Genomic DNA, 17,179 nt, shown 5'->3' on the forward strand with positions numbered 1-17,179 from the left:
TTTTCGCCCTTTTTGTAATATTAACCACCCAAAAAAGCCTTGAAGCGCTCAATGGAATTGGCAATTATTTCATTTTCTTGCGTAGTTAGAGGGTAAACGGGTACAACTTCGATATGTAATATTCCGTTTTTTACTGTCCTTTGCCATGAACCGGCAATTACACCGTTGATAACCACCATCCGGTTATAGGCAAAAACGGCTTGTTCTTCATTTGGGGCTTTTGATGGTAATATAGCATTTCTGTTTTTATAGGCTATACCGTATTCGTCATAATCCGGCATCAGGAAAGAATGGTTCGGATGCATTAAATCTTTAGTGCCGGCTGGTTTGAAAATGTACTCCTGACCATCAATTTTGGTTTTTGCAAAGTCTGATGGCAGATTATTAACCCCTTTGGCGGCATCTTTTGTTGTCAGGCCAGACCACCACACAAAATCCTGCATGGTTGCCGGGCCACGGCTGGTAAAATATCTTTTTACTAACTCAGTTAATGCTTCTTCCTGCGTAAAAGGCCTTGTTGAGGCAACTCTTTCATCTAGTAAGGCATAAGTAAATTGTTTCCCCTGCCTGGGGCCGCTACAGATAATTCCGTCTAGTTCAGCCTGCATCATCAGGCAGCTTAGACCTACACCATCTGTTACTATTCCTGCTTCAACAAAGGCTTCATTGAGGGCATTGCGGGTAAGAAATTTACCACCCTCCAGTTGCTGAATGATAATTGCATTGCATTTACTGAAAACGGTGTTGTCAAGTCCGTTTTTTCTGTACTGATAGGCATTAAAAGCATGCACGCGCGGAGCCGTTAAGGCCAGAAGCCACCTGATATCGGCTGGTGAAACAAAATGCCAGGTTGGCCGCATCAGGTGCGTGCGCAAAATTTTGCCTTCATTAAAGGCCTGTTCAATTGCTGATTCATCCAGATTGTTAGCTCTTAATGCAATGGCCCATTTTGCCATCGCATATTCCTGCGACTGCATAGCGCCCATCCATGATACCACCTGTTCGGGTGTAATAAACGCTGGCTCACTCAGTTGCTGATTATAAAGCCGCGAAGTTATGATGTCAGCCTTTGTCATTAGTTAAGTACTATCCGTTTGCTTTAAAAAGTACAGTAAATGTTTCAGATTTTTCAGAGAAACAGTACTTGCGAAAGTGTTTCGCTGAGAATGGAATTATCTTATCGGATACGTCAATTAATAAAACCTATTGAGTTTTATTATAAGAAGTACAAAAGAGTTATTCAACTTATTGTATGTTATTTCTACGGAGCATCAACAGGTTAATTCTGATGCGGTTATACTGTTGTAAAAAAATCGGATAGATATTGTAGGCAACATTGGCAAGTGATATAAAAATGCCCCATGCTATCAACCCTTTAAAGAACGCATAAATGCCTAAACAAAGAAAAAAGACAAATACAAGGTAGTGGAACTTCTCATTGATGGCAGACTTGGCCAAAACCTTCTTAAAAGATTGTTTGCTTTCAATGTACCTGTACTCAGGGTGACTGTTTTTAACAATGTTATTTACCAGGTCGCCGTCCTGCGTATATTTTTTAATAAATCTTACACCTATTTTTCTGTATAAGTGTTGGCTTTTACTTAGTCTTATACGGGCAAGCCATGAAGTAGGAACAAAAATGACCGCGCAGCTGATAAGCAAAAACCAGTAAAGTACGTTGAGCGGCAAATGTTGGATACAAAAATAGATAACCGGAGTAAAAGCCAGTGTAGACCAGAAAAAATTGATTAGCTGGTTATAAATAACAAGTGCTTTAGGGCTTTTATTTTGCCTGTTTTTCATTTGCAAGGCAGATTCCAGTCTATAAAATAAACTAAAACCCATTCTAGAGAACGGGTTTATATCTCGTCGTAATTCAGTACAATCAAGTAAATTAAAAATCGTAGCCTAGAGACAGGTAAAACTTGGGCTTGCCTACTTCTGCATCTTCAAGCCCCCAGGCGTAATCGGCTTTTACAAAATAACCCAGAATAGTAGTTCTTACTCCTGCGCCGTAGCCAATCAGAAAAGGATTTTTAAAGTTGGTAACCTGGGCACTGAATGGATTTGCACCACCTCCGATTTGTTCAGTATTCAGGCTATTCTGGCGATTAAAAGGTCCCTTACTTCCATACCAGGCAGTGCCAATATCACTAAAGCCCACAAACTGCATATTGCGAAGGAAGCTTGAAGAAAACGAACCTTTAGAAAAATACTGAGCTAACGGAAGCCGGAGTTCAAAATTAGTCAGCAAGTGGCTGGTGCCAAACAATTTGGCAAAATTAAAGCCTCTCAGGTTACCGGCATAGTCGAAGAAAAGAATGTCGCGCAAATCGTTCGGTATACCATCCATTTGTCCGTTAGATGGTTCAATGGTTCGGTTAACAGAATTTTCTACACCACCCAGAAAAGTAACTTTAGGTGAATTGCCCAATGAACGGCTGTATGATAGTCTGGCTGCAAAAATAAAGGTATTCAATAAGCGCTGATAATGCCGCGCATCAACCACCAGCCTGCTGAAATTACCGCTGCTGGAAGCAAGACTATAATTGCGCTCTAAACGCAGTTTGGCTCTTGTACCCAAAAGAACTTTGCTATAAAGCGGTGTGGTGTTGTCAAATACAACTTCTGCTTTATATCCCAGGTAGTTTGTGGTAAGCGTTTTGGTGCTTAGTTCAAGTAAATTAATATCTGTGGTAGTAAGAAAAAACGGAGAAATACCTACCCTAAGTTTATTGCTTATAGGATAATTGGCATAAGCCGAAAACTTGTTATAGAATAACCGGCGGTCAATAGACGCGGTGGCTGCTGAAGGAAGATTGATTTTTAAAGGCCTGAACAAGTACATACTTCTGCTGTCGAGCTCACCCAGTGATATTGAACGGCGGAAGATGCCCAAGCCCCAGTCAATCTTTTTTGCATTATTATTGTATTCAAGCTGAATATCATGATTACGTATGATTGGCGCAATAAACAACCCGATTTTCAGACTATGGTTTTCAAGTAAATCATTTAGCACCAGGGTGTTTTTCATGCCAATACGGCGTACCGGATCCATCAGAAATTCAGTTTTTATATCATTGGCAATCATGATATTTTCATAAGCGAAAGGCCCTTTTATTTTCAGGGTTTCACGGTAACGACCTGGTTTTGGAGAAGTTTTATCGCCTGCATCAACCTTATTTTTGCCAGTTTCATTGGCCAGCGACTTCATGACGTTTTCAGCATCAAATTCATAGTTATCGGTATCTACTTCTCCTTTTTGAAGTACCAGTTTTTCTTTGGGCTTGCTTAATTCAATGCGTGGAGAAACCGAAGGCCGGCTTATGGTTGCTTCTTCAATCTTCGGAGTCGCATTGGCATAGGCGCCATTCACATAAAATTCTTTCCATTCTTTTTGAAAGCGGTTATATGAAATACCCAGTGTACTGGTGATGCTCGACTCTTCCGTGCGGATGATTCGGGTCAGGTTCAGGATATTTGAGATGTTATCTTTACCGTATCGCAAGGCAATATAGGTCCAGATAGATTGCCCGACAAGCTCGGCATCTTTACCTTCCAGGTTAGCAATTTTCTTGTCTTTATTTTTCAATACGGCAATCCGCAGGCGGTCCAAGGTTGCGGGGCTTTCGCTGTTTTCTGAAATATAGGCCGCAATGCCAGCCATATACCATTCAGGCACGGTAAGTAGCAGAGAACTCTGCAATACTTCTTTCAGCGAGCCTCCGTAAAGCATATCGTAAACAAACAAGCGCGAAATTTGTCTGATTAACTCCTGCCTGAAGGTTTCTTCTTTGCCAGTGTACGCAATCTGCACGCGCGATTTGGCCAGATTGAGAATACCTCCGTCTAAATCAACAGGTGCCGTAAGGCCTATGTTGCTTTGCGCCAGGTCTTTAGGCGAATTATAAAGAAATATCTTCATGGTTGTAAAAGGCGTGTAGCCTAACAACTCGGTAATACGGTCATATTCTTCTTCAGAAAACTTGGCAGCATTGCGGGCAATTTTATCGCCTCCTCTGTAGTAATTGAATTCAAAATTATTGCTGGTGAGCGTTACCCATTCAAATCTCTTTTCCTGAATACGGTTTTTGCCAAATTCTTCTTGTGTAGAGGCAAAGTAGTTTTGAGCAGAAGCAGATGATACACCAATGCAAAGAAGAGCGTTAATGGCAAACAAGCGAGCAATATTTCGTTGAAAAGTAGAGATTTTTTTCATAGCTCTCTGTATATATCCCGCTCCTTGGTTCGGGTTTCAGACTTTGTTTTCTGGTTTAAGGTATTATACTTTATCCTGTAACGAATATAACGAATAAAATCTTCGAATGTTAGACTCCGTGGGCAAATCTTTCTTGCTTTCTAAAAAATATAACATCTCCTGTGCAAAATAAGGCGCCAGAGAAACCCCCTTGGTGCCTAAACCGTTAAACGAATAGACGTTGCCGTAAGCAGGATGGTTGCCTAGAAATGGACGACGGTCTTTAGTTGTAGGTCTGATACCTGCCTGCTGGTCAATAACCTGGTACGGGATTTTGAGAAATTTATCAATTTTACCGGTTATATTTTCCCGGCTCTCTTGTGTCGGCAGCCAGTCTAACTGATTCCAGCTATACGTCGACCCAAAACGGTATTGTTGATTGCCTAAAGGAATAATCCATGCCCCCTGATTAACAATTTCTTTAATTGAATAGTCAGTCATGGTTGCAATTAGTGTTTCTCCTTTGGCGGGGTTAAATGGCAGCCAGTTAAAATAGGGGTTCTGCATGGCGTAGTACCCATCGCAGAAAATTATCTTTGGGGCGCTGAAAGTTTTGTAGGAAACCTGCTCATTAGTAAGCACCAAAGCGGGGTAGTCAAATTTTTCGGCCTGATATACAGCCTTTTGAACGAAAAGTTTTTTTAATGCACTCAACATGAGAGGTACATCTACCCACCCGGCTAATGTGGTAAACAAGCCACCGAGACTGTTTTCAATTGACTGATATTGATTGGGTTTTACCAGTTGAATATATTTGGATAAATCGTATTCATCAGTCAGTTGCAGAAAATGTCTTCGCTGTTGTTCGTTGGCATAGGGTCTGAACAGATTGGTTTCGTAATAAAAGCGGGTGTGCGTTTCTTTTTCGAGTGTAAGATAAAACTCTCTGGAAAAAGGAAAAAGCGTATCTGCCAGCCAGGTTTTGTCCAGGTTTTTACCGGTTACAGGGTTAAAAATGCCACCGGCAACAGCCGATGAAGTTGGGAGCGATTCATCATTCAGAACAATTACGCGCTTATCGGCCTTCAAGAGCTGATAAGCCAGTACTGAACCCGCAATACCTTGCCCCACTATGATGTAGTCAAACTCCTGCATAGATTTACATTGAACCGTTCTTTAACTTTTTGCTGAGTGCCTCGTCGGCCAGCAGGCATACTACATCCACTTGTTCATCAAGCGTCATGAAAGACGTATCTACTTCTATGGCATCATCTGCTTTTCTTAACGGACTTTCCTTACGGGTGGTATCTATCAGGTCTCTTTTTCTTATGTTTTCAATAATATCTTCCAGGTCAACCAGATCTCCCCTTTCTGATAACTCTATCTGGCGGCGATTAGCCCTTATCAGTGGGTCGGCGGTCATAAATATCTTTAGTTCAGCATCCGGGAAAACCACTGTACCTATATCGCGTCCATCCATTACTACTCCTTTTTTTTTGCCCATGCGGCGTTGTTGGGCTACCATGGCATGCCTTACGGCAGCTACTGCGCTTACTTCACTTACCTGATTGGCAATGTACAGCTTTCTGATTTCATCTTCAACGTTAAGGCCATTCAGATAGGTCTCATTCCGACCGTCGTTCGCATTCCTCCTGAACTCAATATGAATGTTTTCAAGCGCTTTTTCAACTTCTTTGTCGTTAGTAAGGGTAATCAGGTGTTCATGAAAATAGAGTGTTACCGAACGGTACATGGCACCAGTATCAATATAGGTATAACCCAGTTTTTTTGCCACTCTTTTGGCCGTGGTGCTTTTGCCACAGCTGGAGTACCCATCAACGGCAATAGTAATTTTTTGCATTCAATCAGAAAGTTTTTGCAAAGAAAAATCTATTTTGCGAGAGTATCAATCTGTCTGGACAGGTTTTGTAGAATTTTAAATTCTCAATGGGTGTCATTTTAAATGTTTAATGATGAAAACTGTAGCCATTTTTATTTTTGATGAGGTAGAAGTACTCGATTTTGCCGGTCCCTTCGAGATTTTTGGTGTTGCCGGGAAACAAGGCGGAGGAGACGGCTTTTTTGAAGTATTTACAGTTGCTGAAAAACCGCAGATAGCTGCCAGAAATAACCTGCAGGTGGTGCCAACCTATACTTTAGAAAATTGCCCGGTGCCTGATATTCTTTTGATACCGGGTGGCGGAGGTTTTAAACCGGATGGCACACCCTACGGAACCCGCCGCGAAATGTATAATGAAAAACTACTTGACTGGGTAAAGGCAATGAATGAAAAAGTAGAATTGCTTTTGTCTGTCTGTACGGGCTCTCTTATTCTGGCAAAGGCAAATTTGCTAAATGGGCTGGCGGCCACCACACACTTTAAAGCAGTTGAACAAATGCGGGCTGTGGCACCAGACACCACGTTGCTACCGGATGAACGTTGGGTTGATAACGGAAGGATTATTCTTTCGGCCGGCGTATCGGCGGGTATTGATATGGCTTTGTATGTAGTTGCTAAACTGCATGGGAAGGAGGTAGCTGATGAAACGGCAAGGTATATTCAGTATGATTATTGGAAGTAGCAAAGTGAATTATATTTTATCACCAAATTCTACGTCGGGTTCCACTATAATTCTTTCTGGGTTTTTATGAAACCGCACCAAAAAAGTTATTCGTATTTTATATTCCCGGGTTGTTACTTTTTGCAGCTCAAAAAGTAACGCAAGACTAGCCGTCTGCAAAGCAGCCCATCATTTCAACTCGCACAATCAAAAATCTGACAATCTCTCTCGCATGGTTATATACATTCCACGATTTTTAATTGTGAACTAGCCGTCCGCCTCAACAGGAATGAAGTAATAAGGTATTCAATTTTAGTTGTTATTTTATTACCAAGGTAGTGTATTATTCCTCCGCGCAACTCTGTGTTAAACTTCGGGATACTCTGTGGTTTAAGGTTTATAAAATTAAAGTCAGGTTTTAATTATTAGCTGTCTTTAAATGCTGTTTTATATATCCATAAACCCCATTAAAATCATCCGCATTGAACCATTGGAAATTATCCTGGTTTTTGAACCAGGTCATTTGTCGCTTGGCATATCGTCTTGAATTGCGTTTTAATAACTCTATCATCGTCTGGTAGTCAAAAGCCCCATCCAGGTACTCAAATACTTCTTTATAGCCTACTGTTTGTAAAGCATTATGAATTCTGAATGCCGTTACACCTTTTACTTCGTCTACCAAACCATTCGCCAGCATCATATCCATTCGTTGGTTAATACGGTCGTAGAGTTCTTCTCTCGGGCGTTCAATACCAATTTTTATGCATTGAAAGCTTCGTTCAACCTTATGGTTTTTATGAAATTCAGAGAAAGGTCTGCCAGCACTTAAGCAAACTTCCAGAGCCCTCACCACACGCTGTGAGTTTTGTAAATCGGCGGTGGCGCAATACTCTGGGTCTAGTTTTTTTAACTCCCCGGCCAGTACCTCAAGACCTTCAGTTTCAAGTCTGTTCATAAGATTTTCCCGAATTTCTAAGGGTGCTTCGGGCATCTCATCTAATCCGTCAGTAATGGCTTTTATAAAAAGCCCCGAGCCTCCGGTCATGATGGCTACATCTTTTCGCTTAAAGATGTCTTCTTCCACTAGCCTGATGGCATCTCTTTCAAAATCACCGGCACTGTAATAGTCAGTTATATGATGAGAATCAATGAAATGATGGATAACACCATCCATTTCTTCTGGGGTTGGTTTGGCAGTGCCAATGCTTAGTTCTTTATAAAATTGCCGTGAATCGGCTGATATAATTTCAGTTTGAAGCAAATGTGCCAGCCTGACAGACAAGTCTGTTTTGCCTACGGCAGTAGGGCCAACAATAAGAATAAGGTATTTTTGAGAGGTTATTGCCAAGTGAATATGAAGTACTGTCTGGCTGCAAAATTAGATAAAATAATAATTGATGTAGCAAAAATCACTCAATCGCTAATCATTTAAATGCAGCAATACCCGTAATGGCATGGCCCAATATAAGCAGGTGAATGTCATGTGTTCCCTCATAGGTTACAACTGACTCCAGGTTCATCTGGTGGCGCATAATCGAATACTCTCCGGTTATGCCCATGCCTCCATGAATCTGGCGAGCTTCACGGGCTATATCTAAAGCCATGGCTACGTTGTTACGCTTGGCCAACGATATTTGTGCCGTAGTGGCTTTATCTTGATTTTTCAGATTCCCAAGTCGCCAGCAAATCAGTTGGGCTTTGGTAATTTCGGTAAGCATTTCGGCCAGTTTCTTTTGCGTAAGCTGAAAAGAAGCAATGGGCTTGTCGAACTGTATGCGCTCCATGGCATATCTTCTGGCAGCCTCGTAACAATCCATCGCTGCTCCTAAGGCACCCCATGCTATGCCGTAGCGCGCATTGTCAAGGCATGCCATCGGGGCTTTCAATCCGTCAGCCTCCGGCAATATGTTTGCTTTGGGTACTCTTACATTATTAAAAACCAGTTCGCCTGTTATACTGGCACGTAACGACCATTTGCCGTGTATTTCTGGTGTGCTGAAGCCTTCCATGCCACGTTCAACAATCAGGCCCTTGATGCGACCCTGCTCATTTTTTGCCCATACAACTGCTACATCTGCCTTGGGGGCATTAGATATCCACATTTTTGCACCGTTCAGAATCACGTGGTCTCCGTCTTCTGCAAAGTGGGTAGTCATGCCACCAGGGTTTGAGCCAAAGTCAGGCTCTGTTAACCCAAAACAACCTAAAAACTCTCCACTACCCAGCCTGGGCAGAAATTTCTGCTTCTGCTCTTCACTGCCGAATTTGTAAATAGGAAACATAACCAGCGAGCCCTGCACTGAAGCCGTTGAACGCATGCCGGAATCGCCGCGTTCAATTTCCTGCATCATCAGGCCATAAGATATATAATCCAGGCTCTGCCCTCCGTACTCTAAGGGAATAGTAGGGCCAAAGACACCCATTTCTCCCATACTTTTTACCAGATGTTCAGGGAAAACGCATCTCTGAGCCGCATCTTCAATAATGGGTGATATTTCACGCTTTACAAAACTACGCACCGCCGAGCGAATCATCAGATGTTCTTCGGTCAGTAAATCATCTATGCCATAAAAATCAGGCGATTCGAACTCATCTCTTTTGTTAGAGCGATGGAAGTCTTGTTGAGAAGCAATCATAATTGTAAATAAGTTGAGGCCTCAAATGTAAGCAAACTAGAGTTCAAGCACAATCTGATTGCGCAGAATATCCTCCATGGTTTCACGCTGACGAATCAATTTCGCCTCTCCATTATAAATCAATATCTCTGCCGGGCGGAAACGGGAATTATAGTTTGACGCCATAGAAAAGCCATACGCGCCTGCATTTTTGATAACCAGAATATCGCCCTCTTTTACTTTCGGAATCGTGCGGTCTTTGCCCAGAGTATCGGTTTCGCAGATGTACCCTACAATATCATAAGTCTCTTTTTCTTTACCTTCAGGATCTGACCCATTGATGATATCATGGTAGGCGTCATACATCATAGGGCGAATGAGGTGATTAAGGCCTGAATCAACACCTACAAAATTACGGCCCGGATTATGCTTCACCACATTGGCTGTTACCAATAAATAACCACACTCGCTTACCAGAAATTTACCGGGTTCAAACCACAGCTGAACATCTTTACCATACTGCCGGCAAAAATCGTTAAACACTTTTACTACACTTTTACCCAGCTTTTCCATGTCTGTTACATGGTCGTCTTCTTTATAGGCCACTTTAAAGCCCGAACCCAGGTCAAGAAATTCCAGATTCGGAAAGTATTTAAACGCTAATTCAAATAGTTTTTCGGCTGCCTCAATAATCACATTGGCATTTTTGAAATCAGAACCCGTATGCTGATGCAAGCCTGTTACTTTCAAATCATACTTTTGTACAATTTCATAAATTTCAGGTGCCTGCTCAATAGAAATGCCGAACTTGGAGTCTTTATGGCCGGTAGAAATTTTCAGGGTTCCGCCCTCCATGATATGTGGGTTAATTCGCAGACAGATAGGTTGAGAATTTCCGTAGGTTTGTCCGAATTTCTCAAGCAAAGGTAATGAGTCAAGATTCATTCTTAAACCCATAGCTACGGCTTCCTGAACTTCAGAAAACGCCACACCACTTGGGGTATATTGTATCTGATGCGGCTCATAACCTGCCAGAATTGCCAGATGTGCTTCCTGTGTTGATACCACGTCTATATCTACGCCGTTCTTTCGCATCAGCTTCATGATGTTGACGTTGGTAAGCGCTTTGCAGGCATATTTCAGTTTTAGATTACTACCAGCAAAGGCAGTACGCATTTTACCGATTTGCTCTTCAATTTTGTGGCCGTCATAAACATATAGCGGTGTGCCGAACTGGCCGGCTAGAGACTCAACTGTGAAATTCTGAATTGAAAACATAGCTTATCTGTATGAAACAGAGGTTTATGGGTTATAATATGCTTATATGTTGATATAAAGAAACACAGAGGATATAGCCGCTCTGTGTTTCCTGATGTAATCAATATTTTTGTGTTTGCTTTAAAACGGCAGGTCGTCCTGTCCTTCTTCGGCAGAAACCAGAAACTCAGGTGCTGCAGGTTTACTGGCAATCGGTGCCGACTGCGCCGGAGCAGCATAATATGGGGTTTCGGCTGAAGCCTCTTCTACTTTCCATGCTCTTACGTCGGTATACCAGCGGCCGTTAAACTCGCGGCTTTCAAGGTCAAACGATACAGTTACATCTCTGCCTGCTACCAAAAGGCTTTCACTGATTCTATCTCCCCAAGCCGAAATACATACTCTTTTTGGGTATTGGCCCTCGGTTTCAATTACAAAATCCTGCTTTTTCCAAACGCCATTTTTTCCTTGTCCTGTCTGTAGAGGCAACAACTGTACTATTTTACCTGTAATTTCCATCTCTTTAAAATTATATTCGTCCTAAAGCGACAAAGATACGAATCATAGGGCATAAATAAAACCGGCACTGCCAAAATACTAAACACTTAAAAGGTAAAAATAAGAACCGATTTGTTTGATGCAGCAAAGCACCCTAAGCCATTTTTTATATTGGTGGGTATGGGTACCGGCTCTACAAACGGGTTGCCATCCTGCCGGTTGTTAATACGCACAGCCCTGTGATAATTGAAATAGTTCTTGTCGGTGTTTAGAATTTCAAGGCGGATGATGCTCTTTTTGCCTGCATAGCGAGTATAATAGCGCTGATTGTTTTCTGCTACTGCCTCGGTACCCGGGGTTATAATACCATTGGGGGTTGAGAGCAACTGCCCATCACGGCTTGCGTCGGTCTGGTATTGCTCCTGCCGGTTTTCTTCATCCCAATAACTGGTATAACTGATTGTTCTGATGAGGGTAGTCTGAGATTTATTGTCAGGAAAAGGAGTTAAAATCATCGGCGCTTTTATTTCGGCTTTCATGGTATAGAAGTTTTCCTGCCCCGGTATGTCTTTCCAGTCAAAATTAATCCTGAAAGTAATACGGGCCGGATTCACACGGAAGTCAGTAAGGGTGTCAATCTTGTATTTTACAATAGATGCAGCATCTTTTGGTACGGTACAGGCTGCCTCAATATTACCCATTGGTGCACTGGCTTTAATGGTGTAAGTTTCACCGGCAAGAATCGGGAACGACTTTGTGCTAAGCAAATAAACCTGCTGGGTTTTACTGTATGGTAATTCAGCCGACTGCCTTTTTGAGTTTGAGATACTTACTTTGGCATTTGCCACTGGCACGTTGGTCTGGTAAATGGTATCCTGGCCGACAACAGTATAGGTGTACCCGCTGTTTGGCTGAATACCAAGCAAAGGGTTTGATAGTGTTATTTTTACCAGAATGAGGGTGTCTTGTGGAGAAATATAAGAATGCAGGACGAGTTTTCCGGCTCCTTGGGGTAGTTTGTCTTCAGGTACGGTGCTAATGAGGCTGTCGCAAGACAGCAATCCTGCAGATAAAATGACACTATATAAAAGGGAAAGAAACTTCATCAGTATTGTCAGAATTTAAAATTATAAGAAAACGCCGGCACTATCGGGAACAACGAGTACTTCTTCAATACATTTTTTTCGGCCAGGGCATTGTCTGAATAAGTTATGGTTTCTGTACTTATGTTATAAAAAAACGGATTCCTACGGTTATATACATTGTAGAGGCTAAATTCCCACGTGCGCTCATGGTGTTTAAGCTTTTTATGAAACTGAATACCGAAATCAAGCCTGTGGTATGGTTCTGCACGGTATGAGTTTTTTTCGCCATATTCATTGGCATCCTGGCTGCTCCACTGTATCCGGTTAACAATGGCCGGGGTTCTTCTGGCACTATTGAACCGGTCAATGTAGGCGCTATAAGTGGCAACCGGTAAGGTAAGGGCATTACCTGTGCCATATACCCAAGTGCCTGATATTGTAATGCGTGGTGTGAGCTCATATATGCCTACCAGCGATAGGTCATGTCGGCGGTCATATTTGGGATAAAACTTTTTACCGGCGTTCAGTTCAGGAAACTGCCAGAGTGTCCATGATAAAGTGTAGCCAATCCATCCCGACATACGACCTGATTTACGTTGCAATAAAAATTCTCCGCCATAAGACCAGCCGTTTCCGGCTGTTACGTTGTTTTCCCAGTTTACTTCCTGCGCGCCAAGGCCATCAAGGTTTAAGAATGTAGAACCTTCTTTATAGGCCAGTATATTACGCATATATTTATAATACCCCTCTACCGTAAGCGCCAGGTTCTGCTTCGGAAAGTCTTTGGCAATGCCTGCAGCCACCTGCCTTGAGTTTTGCGGCGCTACCTTGCGGGTGGTAGGTACCCATAAATCGGTAGGCAGCCCGATACCCGTGTTAGAAAGCAAATGAACAAACTGATTCATTTCTGCATAAGAGGCTTTGGTAGACAGGTTTTCGGCCAGTTTCAAGGCAGCAGAGAAGCGGGGTTCAGGCCGGAGATAACTCTTTTGTTGGGCAATAAAATAGCTGAGCCTTAGCCCTATATTCATTTTTAGATGGTCGGTGGCTTTCCAGGTATCTTCTCCATAAATGCCAGATTCCATTACATCAATCGGGCTGGCTTCACGCTCCAGGTTAGTCTGGTTGCTTTTGAGCACAATGGCCGACGGAATAAAACGATGACGTGTAACCGCCATGCCAATTCTGGCTGAGTGCTTAGGGTTGGGGAAATAATCAAAGTCGCTTTTCAGGCCTATGTCGTTAATGCGCGATTGATAATTCAGGGTGTAGTTGTCGCTACTGGTTTGAAAATCCTGATAAAAACTGCCTATACCAAATTGATAACTACTAAGGATAAAAGAAGTATTGGCAAACAGTTTTTCATTAAACAGGTGATTCCAACGGAGCGTGGTGGTAATGTTACCCCAGTTTAGGTCTGAATCATTCTTTTCAGTATCTGTTTTTGACTTGCTGTAAAATTTATCTCTGCCAAAATAGGCGCTGGCATAAACCTTGTCTTTGCGGCCGAAATCGTAGTTCAGTTTGGCATTCAGGTCATAGAAATAATAACCACCGTCATCTTCAGTTCCGGCATCTGACTGCGCCTTGATAAACGGCCTGGCCACTACATCAAGGTAGGTTCTGCGGCCTGAAATTAAAAACGATGATTTACCTTTTCTGATGGGCCCTTCAATAGTCAGCCTTGACGATATCAGACCAATGCCGCCTTCGCCATGCAGTTTCTCCTTATTGCCTTCTTTCATATTTAAGTCAATCACTGACGATAACCTGCCGCCATATCTGGCGGGGAAGCCGCCTTTGGTGAGTTCCACACTTTTCAGGGCATCGCCGTTAAAAGTAGAAAAGAAACCAAAAAGATGATTGGCATTGTACACAATGGCGTCGTCTAATATAATCAGGTTCTGATCTGCGCCGCCACCCCGCACATAAATGCCCGACTGCCCTTCGGAGCCTTTCTGTACTCCGGGCATCAGTTGCAGCACCTTTAGCACATCTTTTTCGCCTAAAAAAGCAGGTATTTTTTTGATTTGCTGCACAGGCAGGTCTATGCTGCTCATCTGAAGCGTTTCGCTTACTTTATCTTGTTGTCTTCTGGCCGATACCATCACTTCCTGCAACTGATTAGCTGTTTCCATCTCAATGTTCAACTCCAGGTTTTTCAGATGGCTTAACTGTTTTTCAACTCGTTTGTAACCAACCATCGAGAAAATAAGTGTCAGGCTGTCAGAAGCTGAAATCGTAAGTGAGTAAAATCCATAGGTATTTGAAGCTGTGGCGATTGACGAATTCTGTAAATACACATTTACTCCTATCAGTTGTTCCTGGCTTCCTTTTTCGCGGATATACCCGCTCACAGTAAATTTATTCTGAGCAGAAGCAATAGCAGCAACCATTAAGAGCAAAATGGTAAATTTAAAGCTCATGGTTTAGGGTTTGTCTTTGGGGTGTTTATGGTTAATAAACGTGATTCAGAGCAATATATTGACAATATACTCATTTTTGATGGATATTTTGATGCAGTTAAGAAGGAAAAAGAAGCAACTCTTTATTTGCTTACACAACCAGAGGCAATCTGTTTCCTACTATTTCTACCTGCAAAGGGCTTTGTCCTTTGGTTTCGCCGTCAATTACCAGCATAATTGGGTCGGCATCAATGTTGAATTTTCTGGCCTTCCGGTAAACAACCAAAGGGGAATGAATGTGCCTGCCCGAGAAAATTAAAGGAAACAGCCGCAGCAGATGAAAAAACGAAACATGCTTAATTACCAGTACATCCAGCAGGCCATCATCCAGAACCGCAAGCGGGGCAATCTTCATAGCCTTGCCTGTGTGTTGCGTATTACAGGCCAGCACAAAACTGAAATCTCCGGTAAAGACTTCATCGTCTACCGTTACAGTTGCCTTGAATGAAGGATTCCTGAAAATATGAAAGATGGCTCCCACGCTGTATCTTAAGCCACCCAGCCAGCGTAGTTGCTCTGCTGTTTTATTAATATCTGATACCAGCCCCCAGCCAATAATATTAAAACCGTAGCTCATTTGTTCCGGAGCCGGTGCCGCTGGAAAAGTGGCTTTGAAAATGTCAATATGTTTAATGTTGTTTTGTCTGAATTTTGCAAGCGAACTATCCCAGTCAAGATTTTTCAGGTCATGGTTCAATGCTTTGCCACCACCACAGGGAAACAACAGAATAGGGGGTAGAGAAGTTTTTTCGGCCAGGGCATTACATATTTCGTGCATGGTGCCGTCGCCTCCAAAAACAATAATTTTTTCGTAGGTAGTCAGGTCTTCACTTTGCAGAAAGTGAATAAAATACCCTCTGTACTCACTCACAATGGTTGTATAATCGTAGTTATCCAGTTGTTTTTTCAGGTACTCGCTGGCGGCCAGGCTTTTACCCGTACCCGAATAGGGGTTTACAAGCAAAAGGAGTTTTTTGCACATTTTACAGAAGGTTAATATAGGGTTTCTATTGAATAGGTTAAATTTGTATTGATTCATTTTACAATCAATATCTAATATTATGATAAAAAAATTAAATCTGCTATTATTTGCAGGCCTAATTAGCGTATCTACCCTGATGGCACAGATACAGTCTGGCCCTATGCTTGGGTATTCAGAAATGCGAGAAGTGCTGCTATGGGTACAGACCAAAAAGGAGGCCTCTGTGAAATTTGTATATTGGGACAAAACAAAGCCCGCAATAAAGTTTGCAACGGAAGAGTTTAAAACCACTAAATCAGATTCTTTTGTTGCAAGACTAATTGCAGACGAGGTATTGCCGGGAAAAAAATACGCATACGAGGTATGGATAGATAAAAAGAAAGTGTCGCTCAGTTATCCGCTTGAGTTTCAGACTCAGGCGCTCTGGCAATGGCGTACCGACCCTCCGGCCTTTAAGTTTGCGGTGGGTAGCTGTGCTTATATCAATGAAACAGAATTTGACCGCCCGAGTACCCCTTATGGTTCTGAGTATGAAATCTTTACGAGTATCTATCAATCAAAGCCCGATTTTATGTTATGGAGCGGCGATAACATTTATCTGCGTGAGCCGGACTGGAACACCAAAACGGGTATCATGAAGCGCTATACCCATACGCGCTCATTGCCTGAAATGCAGCCCTTGCTCGGTAGTATTCATAACTATGCTATCTGGGACGACCACGATTTCGGCCCTAACGATGCCGACAGAGGTTTTGTAAGTAAAAAACAAACCCTGGATGCCTTCAAGCTTTTCTGGGGTAACCTCAATTATACCTTTAAGGATGAAGGCGTAACGGGTTCTTTTCAATGGGCAGACTGCCAGTTCTTCCTCATGGACGACCGCTGGTGGAGAACGCCTAACGACCGTACAACCGGAAGCAGAGAGTATTTTGGGCAAAAGCAGATTCAATGGCTTGTAGATGCTCTTAAGTTCTCAAATGCACCGTTTAAATTTGTTATAGTTGGCGGGCAGGTAGGTAATCCGGCTAAGATATTCGAGAATTTTGCCAATTATGAAGAAGAACGCAACCAGCTGTTTGAACTCATTACCAAAGAAAAAATACCCGGGGTAATTTTTATTAGTGGTGACCGCCACTGGACAGCCCTGACAAAAGTAGACCGCCCCGGCACTTATCCATTATATGACCTTACTATTTCTGCGCTTACCTCTGGCCCCTCAAAACCAGTAAAAGAAGAAGCTGATAGCCCTTATGTGGAAGGCACCACAGTTACCAAACACAATTACGGTTTGCTTGAAATATCAGGCAAACGCACAGACCGCGTGCTGAAGATTAATGTGCTTGATAAAGACGGTAAAGAACTCTGGACCAGAGAAATAAAAGCCAGTGAATTGAAATAATTTCCAGAATCAGTAATTAGAAAGGCCACATCCAGTTACGTGGCCTTTTTCTTTTCTTATGTTTTATAACCCGGGCTTGGTTTTTTTCTGAATCTTTATTGTACTATTTTTAAAGCCGC

General features: G+C 42.4%; 14 protein-coding genes. 2 read left to right on the forward strand and 12 right to left on the reverse strand.

Annotated features, from left to right (window positions below; all coding sequences use genetic code 11):
- Window positions 1-20: 20 nt before the first annotated feature.
- The 5 genes from C0V77_RS16970 to cmk form a co-directional block, all read right to left on the reverse strand.
- Entirely contained in the window at window positions 21-1,076 is a 1,056-nt protein-coding gene (locus C0V77_RS16970; protein ID WP_101727553.1) for a winged helix DNA-binding domain-containing protein, read from the reverse strand.
- A gap of 169 nt (window positions 1,077-1,245) precedes the next feature.
- Complete coding sequence (locus C0V77_RS16975) at window positions 1,246-1,803, reverse strand: hypothetical protein (protein ID WP_101727554.1); 558 nt, start codon at window positions 1,801-1,803, stop codon at window positions 1,246-1,248.
- A gap of 91 nt (window positions 1,804-1,894) precedes the next feature.
- Window positions 1,895-4,219, reverse strand: coding sequence for a hypothetical protein (locus C0V77_RS16980; RefSeq protein WP_229236306.1), 2,325 nt, complete (start codon window positions 4,217-4,219; stop codon window positions 1,895-1,897).
- Window positions 4,220-4,282: 63 nt separating this feature from the next.
- Entirely contained in the window at window positions 4,283-5,353 is a 1,071-nt protein-coding gene (locus C0V77_RS16985; RefSeq protein ID WP_101727555.1) for an FAD-binding oxidoreductase, read from the reverse strand.
- Between the two features lie 4 nt (window positions 5,354-5,357).
- A complete protein-coding gene (cmk, locus tag C0V77_RS16990) occupies window positions 5,358-6,059 on the reverse strand; it encodes a (d)CMP kinase (protein WP_101727556.1) in 702 nt (233 codons plus the stop codon).
- A 109-nt stretch (window positions 6,060-6,168) separates the two neighbouring features.
- Between cmk and C0V77_RS16995 the strand changes: the two genes are divergently transcribed.
- Window positions 6,169-6,780: a DJ-1/PfpI family protein gene (locus C0V77_RS16995; RefSeq protein WP_310587041.1), complete on the forward strand. Its 612-nt coding sequence runs from the start codon at window positions 6,169-6,171 to the stop codon at window positions 6,778-6,780.
- A gap of 397 nt (window positions 6,781-7,177) precedes the next feature.
- Here the strand turns inward: C0V77_RS16995 and miaA are convergent, their stop codons facing one another.
- The 7 genes from miaA to C0V77_RS17030 all read right to left on the reverse strand — a co-directional run bounded on the left by miaA (window position 7,178) and on the right by C0V77_RS17030 (window position 15,661).
- On the reverse strand, window positions 7,178-8,107 hold the full coding sequence (miaA, locus tag C0V77_RS17000) for a tRNA (adenosine(37)-N6)-dimethylallyltransferase MiaA (RefSeq protein ID WP_101727557.1): 930 nt from the start codon (window positions 8,105-8,107) through the stop codon (window positions 7,178-7,180).
- A gap of 76 nt (window positions 8,108-8,183) precedes the next feature.
- Window positions 8,184-9,395 (reverse strand): acyl-CoA dehydrogenase family protein, encoded by a 1,212-nt coding sequence (locus C0V77_RS17005; protein ID WP_101727558.1) that lies wholly within the window; start codon window positions 9,393-9,395, stop codon window positions 8,184-8,186.
- A gap of 36 nt (window positions 9,396-9,431) precedes the next feature.
- Window positions 9,432-10,652: a diaminopimelate decarboxylase gene (lysA, locus tag C0V77_RS17010; protein ID WP_101727559.1), complete on the reverse strand. Its 1,221-nt coding sequence runs from the start codon at window positions 10,650-10,652 to the stop codon at window positions 9,432-9,434.
- Between the two features lie 120 nt (window positions 10,653-10,772).
- Window positions 10,773-11,150 (reverse strand): DUF3127 domain-containing protein, encoded by a 378-nt coding sequence (locus tag C0V77_RS17015; protein ID WP_101727560.1) that lies wholly within the window; start codon window positions 11,148-11,150, stop codon window positions 10,773-10,775.
- Window positions 11,151-11,236: 86 nt separating this feature from the next.
- Window positions 11,237-12,235: a DUF4249 domain-containing protein gene (locus C0V77_RS17020; protein ID WP_101727561.1), complete on the reverse strand. Its 999-nt coding sequence runs from the start codon at window positions 12,233-12,235 to the stop codon at window positions 11,237-11,239.
- Between the two features lie 8 nt (window positions 12,236-12,243).
- Window positions 12,244-14,640, reverse strand: a complete 2,397-nt coding sequence (locus tag C0V77_RS17025; RefSeq protein WP_101727562.1) for a TonB-dependent receptor — start codon at window positions 14,638-14,640, stop codon at window positions 12,244-12,246.
- 130 nt (window positions 14,641-14,770) lie between these two features.
- Entirely contained in the window at window positions 14,771-15,661 is an 891-nt protein-coding gene (locus C0V77_RS17030; RefSeq protein ID WP_158237972.1) for a diacylglycerol kinase family protein, read from the reverse strand.
- Between the two features lie 79 nt (window positions 15,662-15,740).
- Here C0V77_RS17030 and C0V77_RS17035 point away from each other — a divergent pair, with 79 nt between their 5' ends.
- Window positions 15,741-17,060: an alkaline phosphatase gene (locus C0V77_RS17035; protein WP_101727564.1), complete on the forward strand. Its 1,320-nt coding sequence runs from the start codon at window positions 15,741-15,743 to the stop codon at window positions 17,058-17,060.
- Window positions 17,061-17,179 lie beyond the last annotated feature (119 nt).

This window comes from Emticicia sp. TH156 (assembly GCF_002855535.1).
Lineage (GTDB): Bacteria > Bacteroidota > Bacteroidia > Cytophagales > Spirosomataceae > Emticicia > Emticicia fluvialis.

Excerpts from the sequence above, each read along its gene's own strand:
- C0V77_RS16985 (WP_101727555.1), bottom strand. The coding sequence starts at position 5,353 with ATGCAGGAGTTTGACTACATCATAGTGGGGCAAGGTATTGCGGGTTCA.
- C0V77_RS16970 (WP_101727553.1), bottom strand. The coding sequence starts at position 1,076 with ATGACAAAGGCTGACATCATAACTTCGCGGCTTTATAATCAGCAACTG.
- cmk (WP_101727556.1), bottom strand. The coding sequence starts at position 6,059 with ATGCAAAAAATTACTATTGCCGTTGATGGGTACTCCAGCTGTGGCAAA.
- lysA (WP_101727559.1), bottom strand. The coding sequence starts at position 10,652 with ATGTTTTCAATTCAGAATTTCACAGTTGAGTCTCTAGCCGGCCAGTTC.
- C0V77_RS17035 (WP_101727564.1), top strand. The coding sequence starts at position 15,741 with ATGATAAAAAAATTAAATCTGCTATTATTTGCAGGCCTAATTAGCGTA.
- C0V77_RS16980 (WP_229236306.1), bottom strand. The coding sequence starts at position 4,219 with ATGAAAAAAATCTCTACTTTTCAACGAAATATTGCTCGCTTGTTTGCC.
- C0V77_RS17030 (WP_158237972.1), bottom strand. The coding sequence starts at position 15,661 with ATGTGCAAAAAACTCCTTTTGCTTGTAAACCCCTATTCGGGTACGGGT.
- C0V77_RS16995 (WP_310587041.1), top strand. The coding sequence starts at position 6,169 with ATGATGAAAACTGTAGCCATTTTTATTTTTGATGAGGTAGAAGTACTC.
- C0V77_RS17025 (WP_101727562.1), bottom strand. The coding sequence starts at position 14,640 with ATGAGCTTTAAATTTACCATTTTGCTCTTAATGGTTGCTGCTATTGCT.
- C0V77_RS17005 (WP_101727558.1), bottom strand. The coding sequence starts at position 9,395 with ATGATTGCTTCTCAACAAGACTTCCATCGCTCTAACAAAAGAGATGAG.
- C0V77_RS17020 (WP_101727561.1), bottom strand. The coding sequence starts at position 12,235 with ATGAAGTTTCTTTCCCTTTTATATAGTGTCATTTTATCTGCAGGATTG.
- C0V77_RS16975 (WP_101727554.1), bottom strand. The coding sequence starts at position 1,803 with ATGAAAAACAGGCAAAATAAAAGCCCTAAAGCACTTGTTATTTATAAC.
- C0V77_RS17015 (WP_101727560.1), bottom strand. The coding sequence starts at position 11,150 with ATGGAAATTACAGGTAAAATAGTACAGTTGTTGCCTCTACAGACAGGA.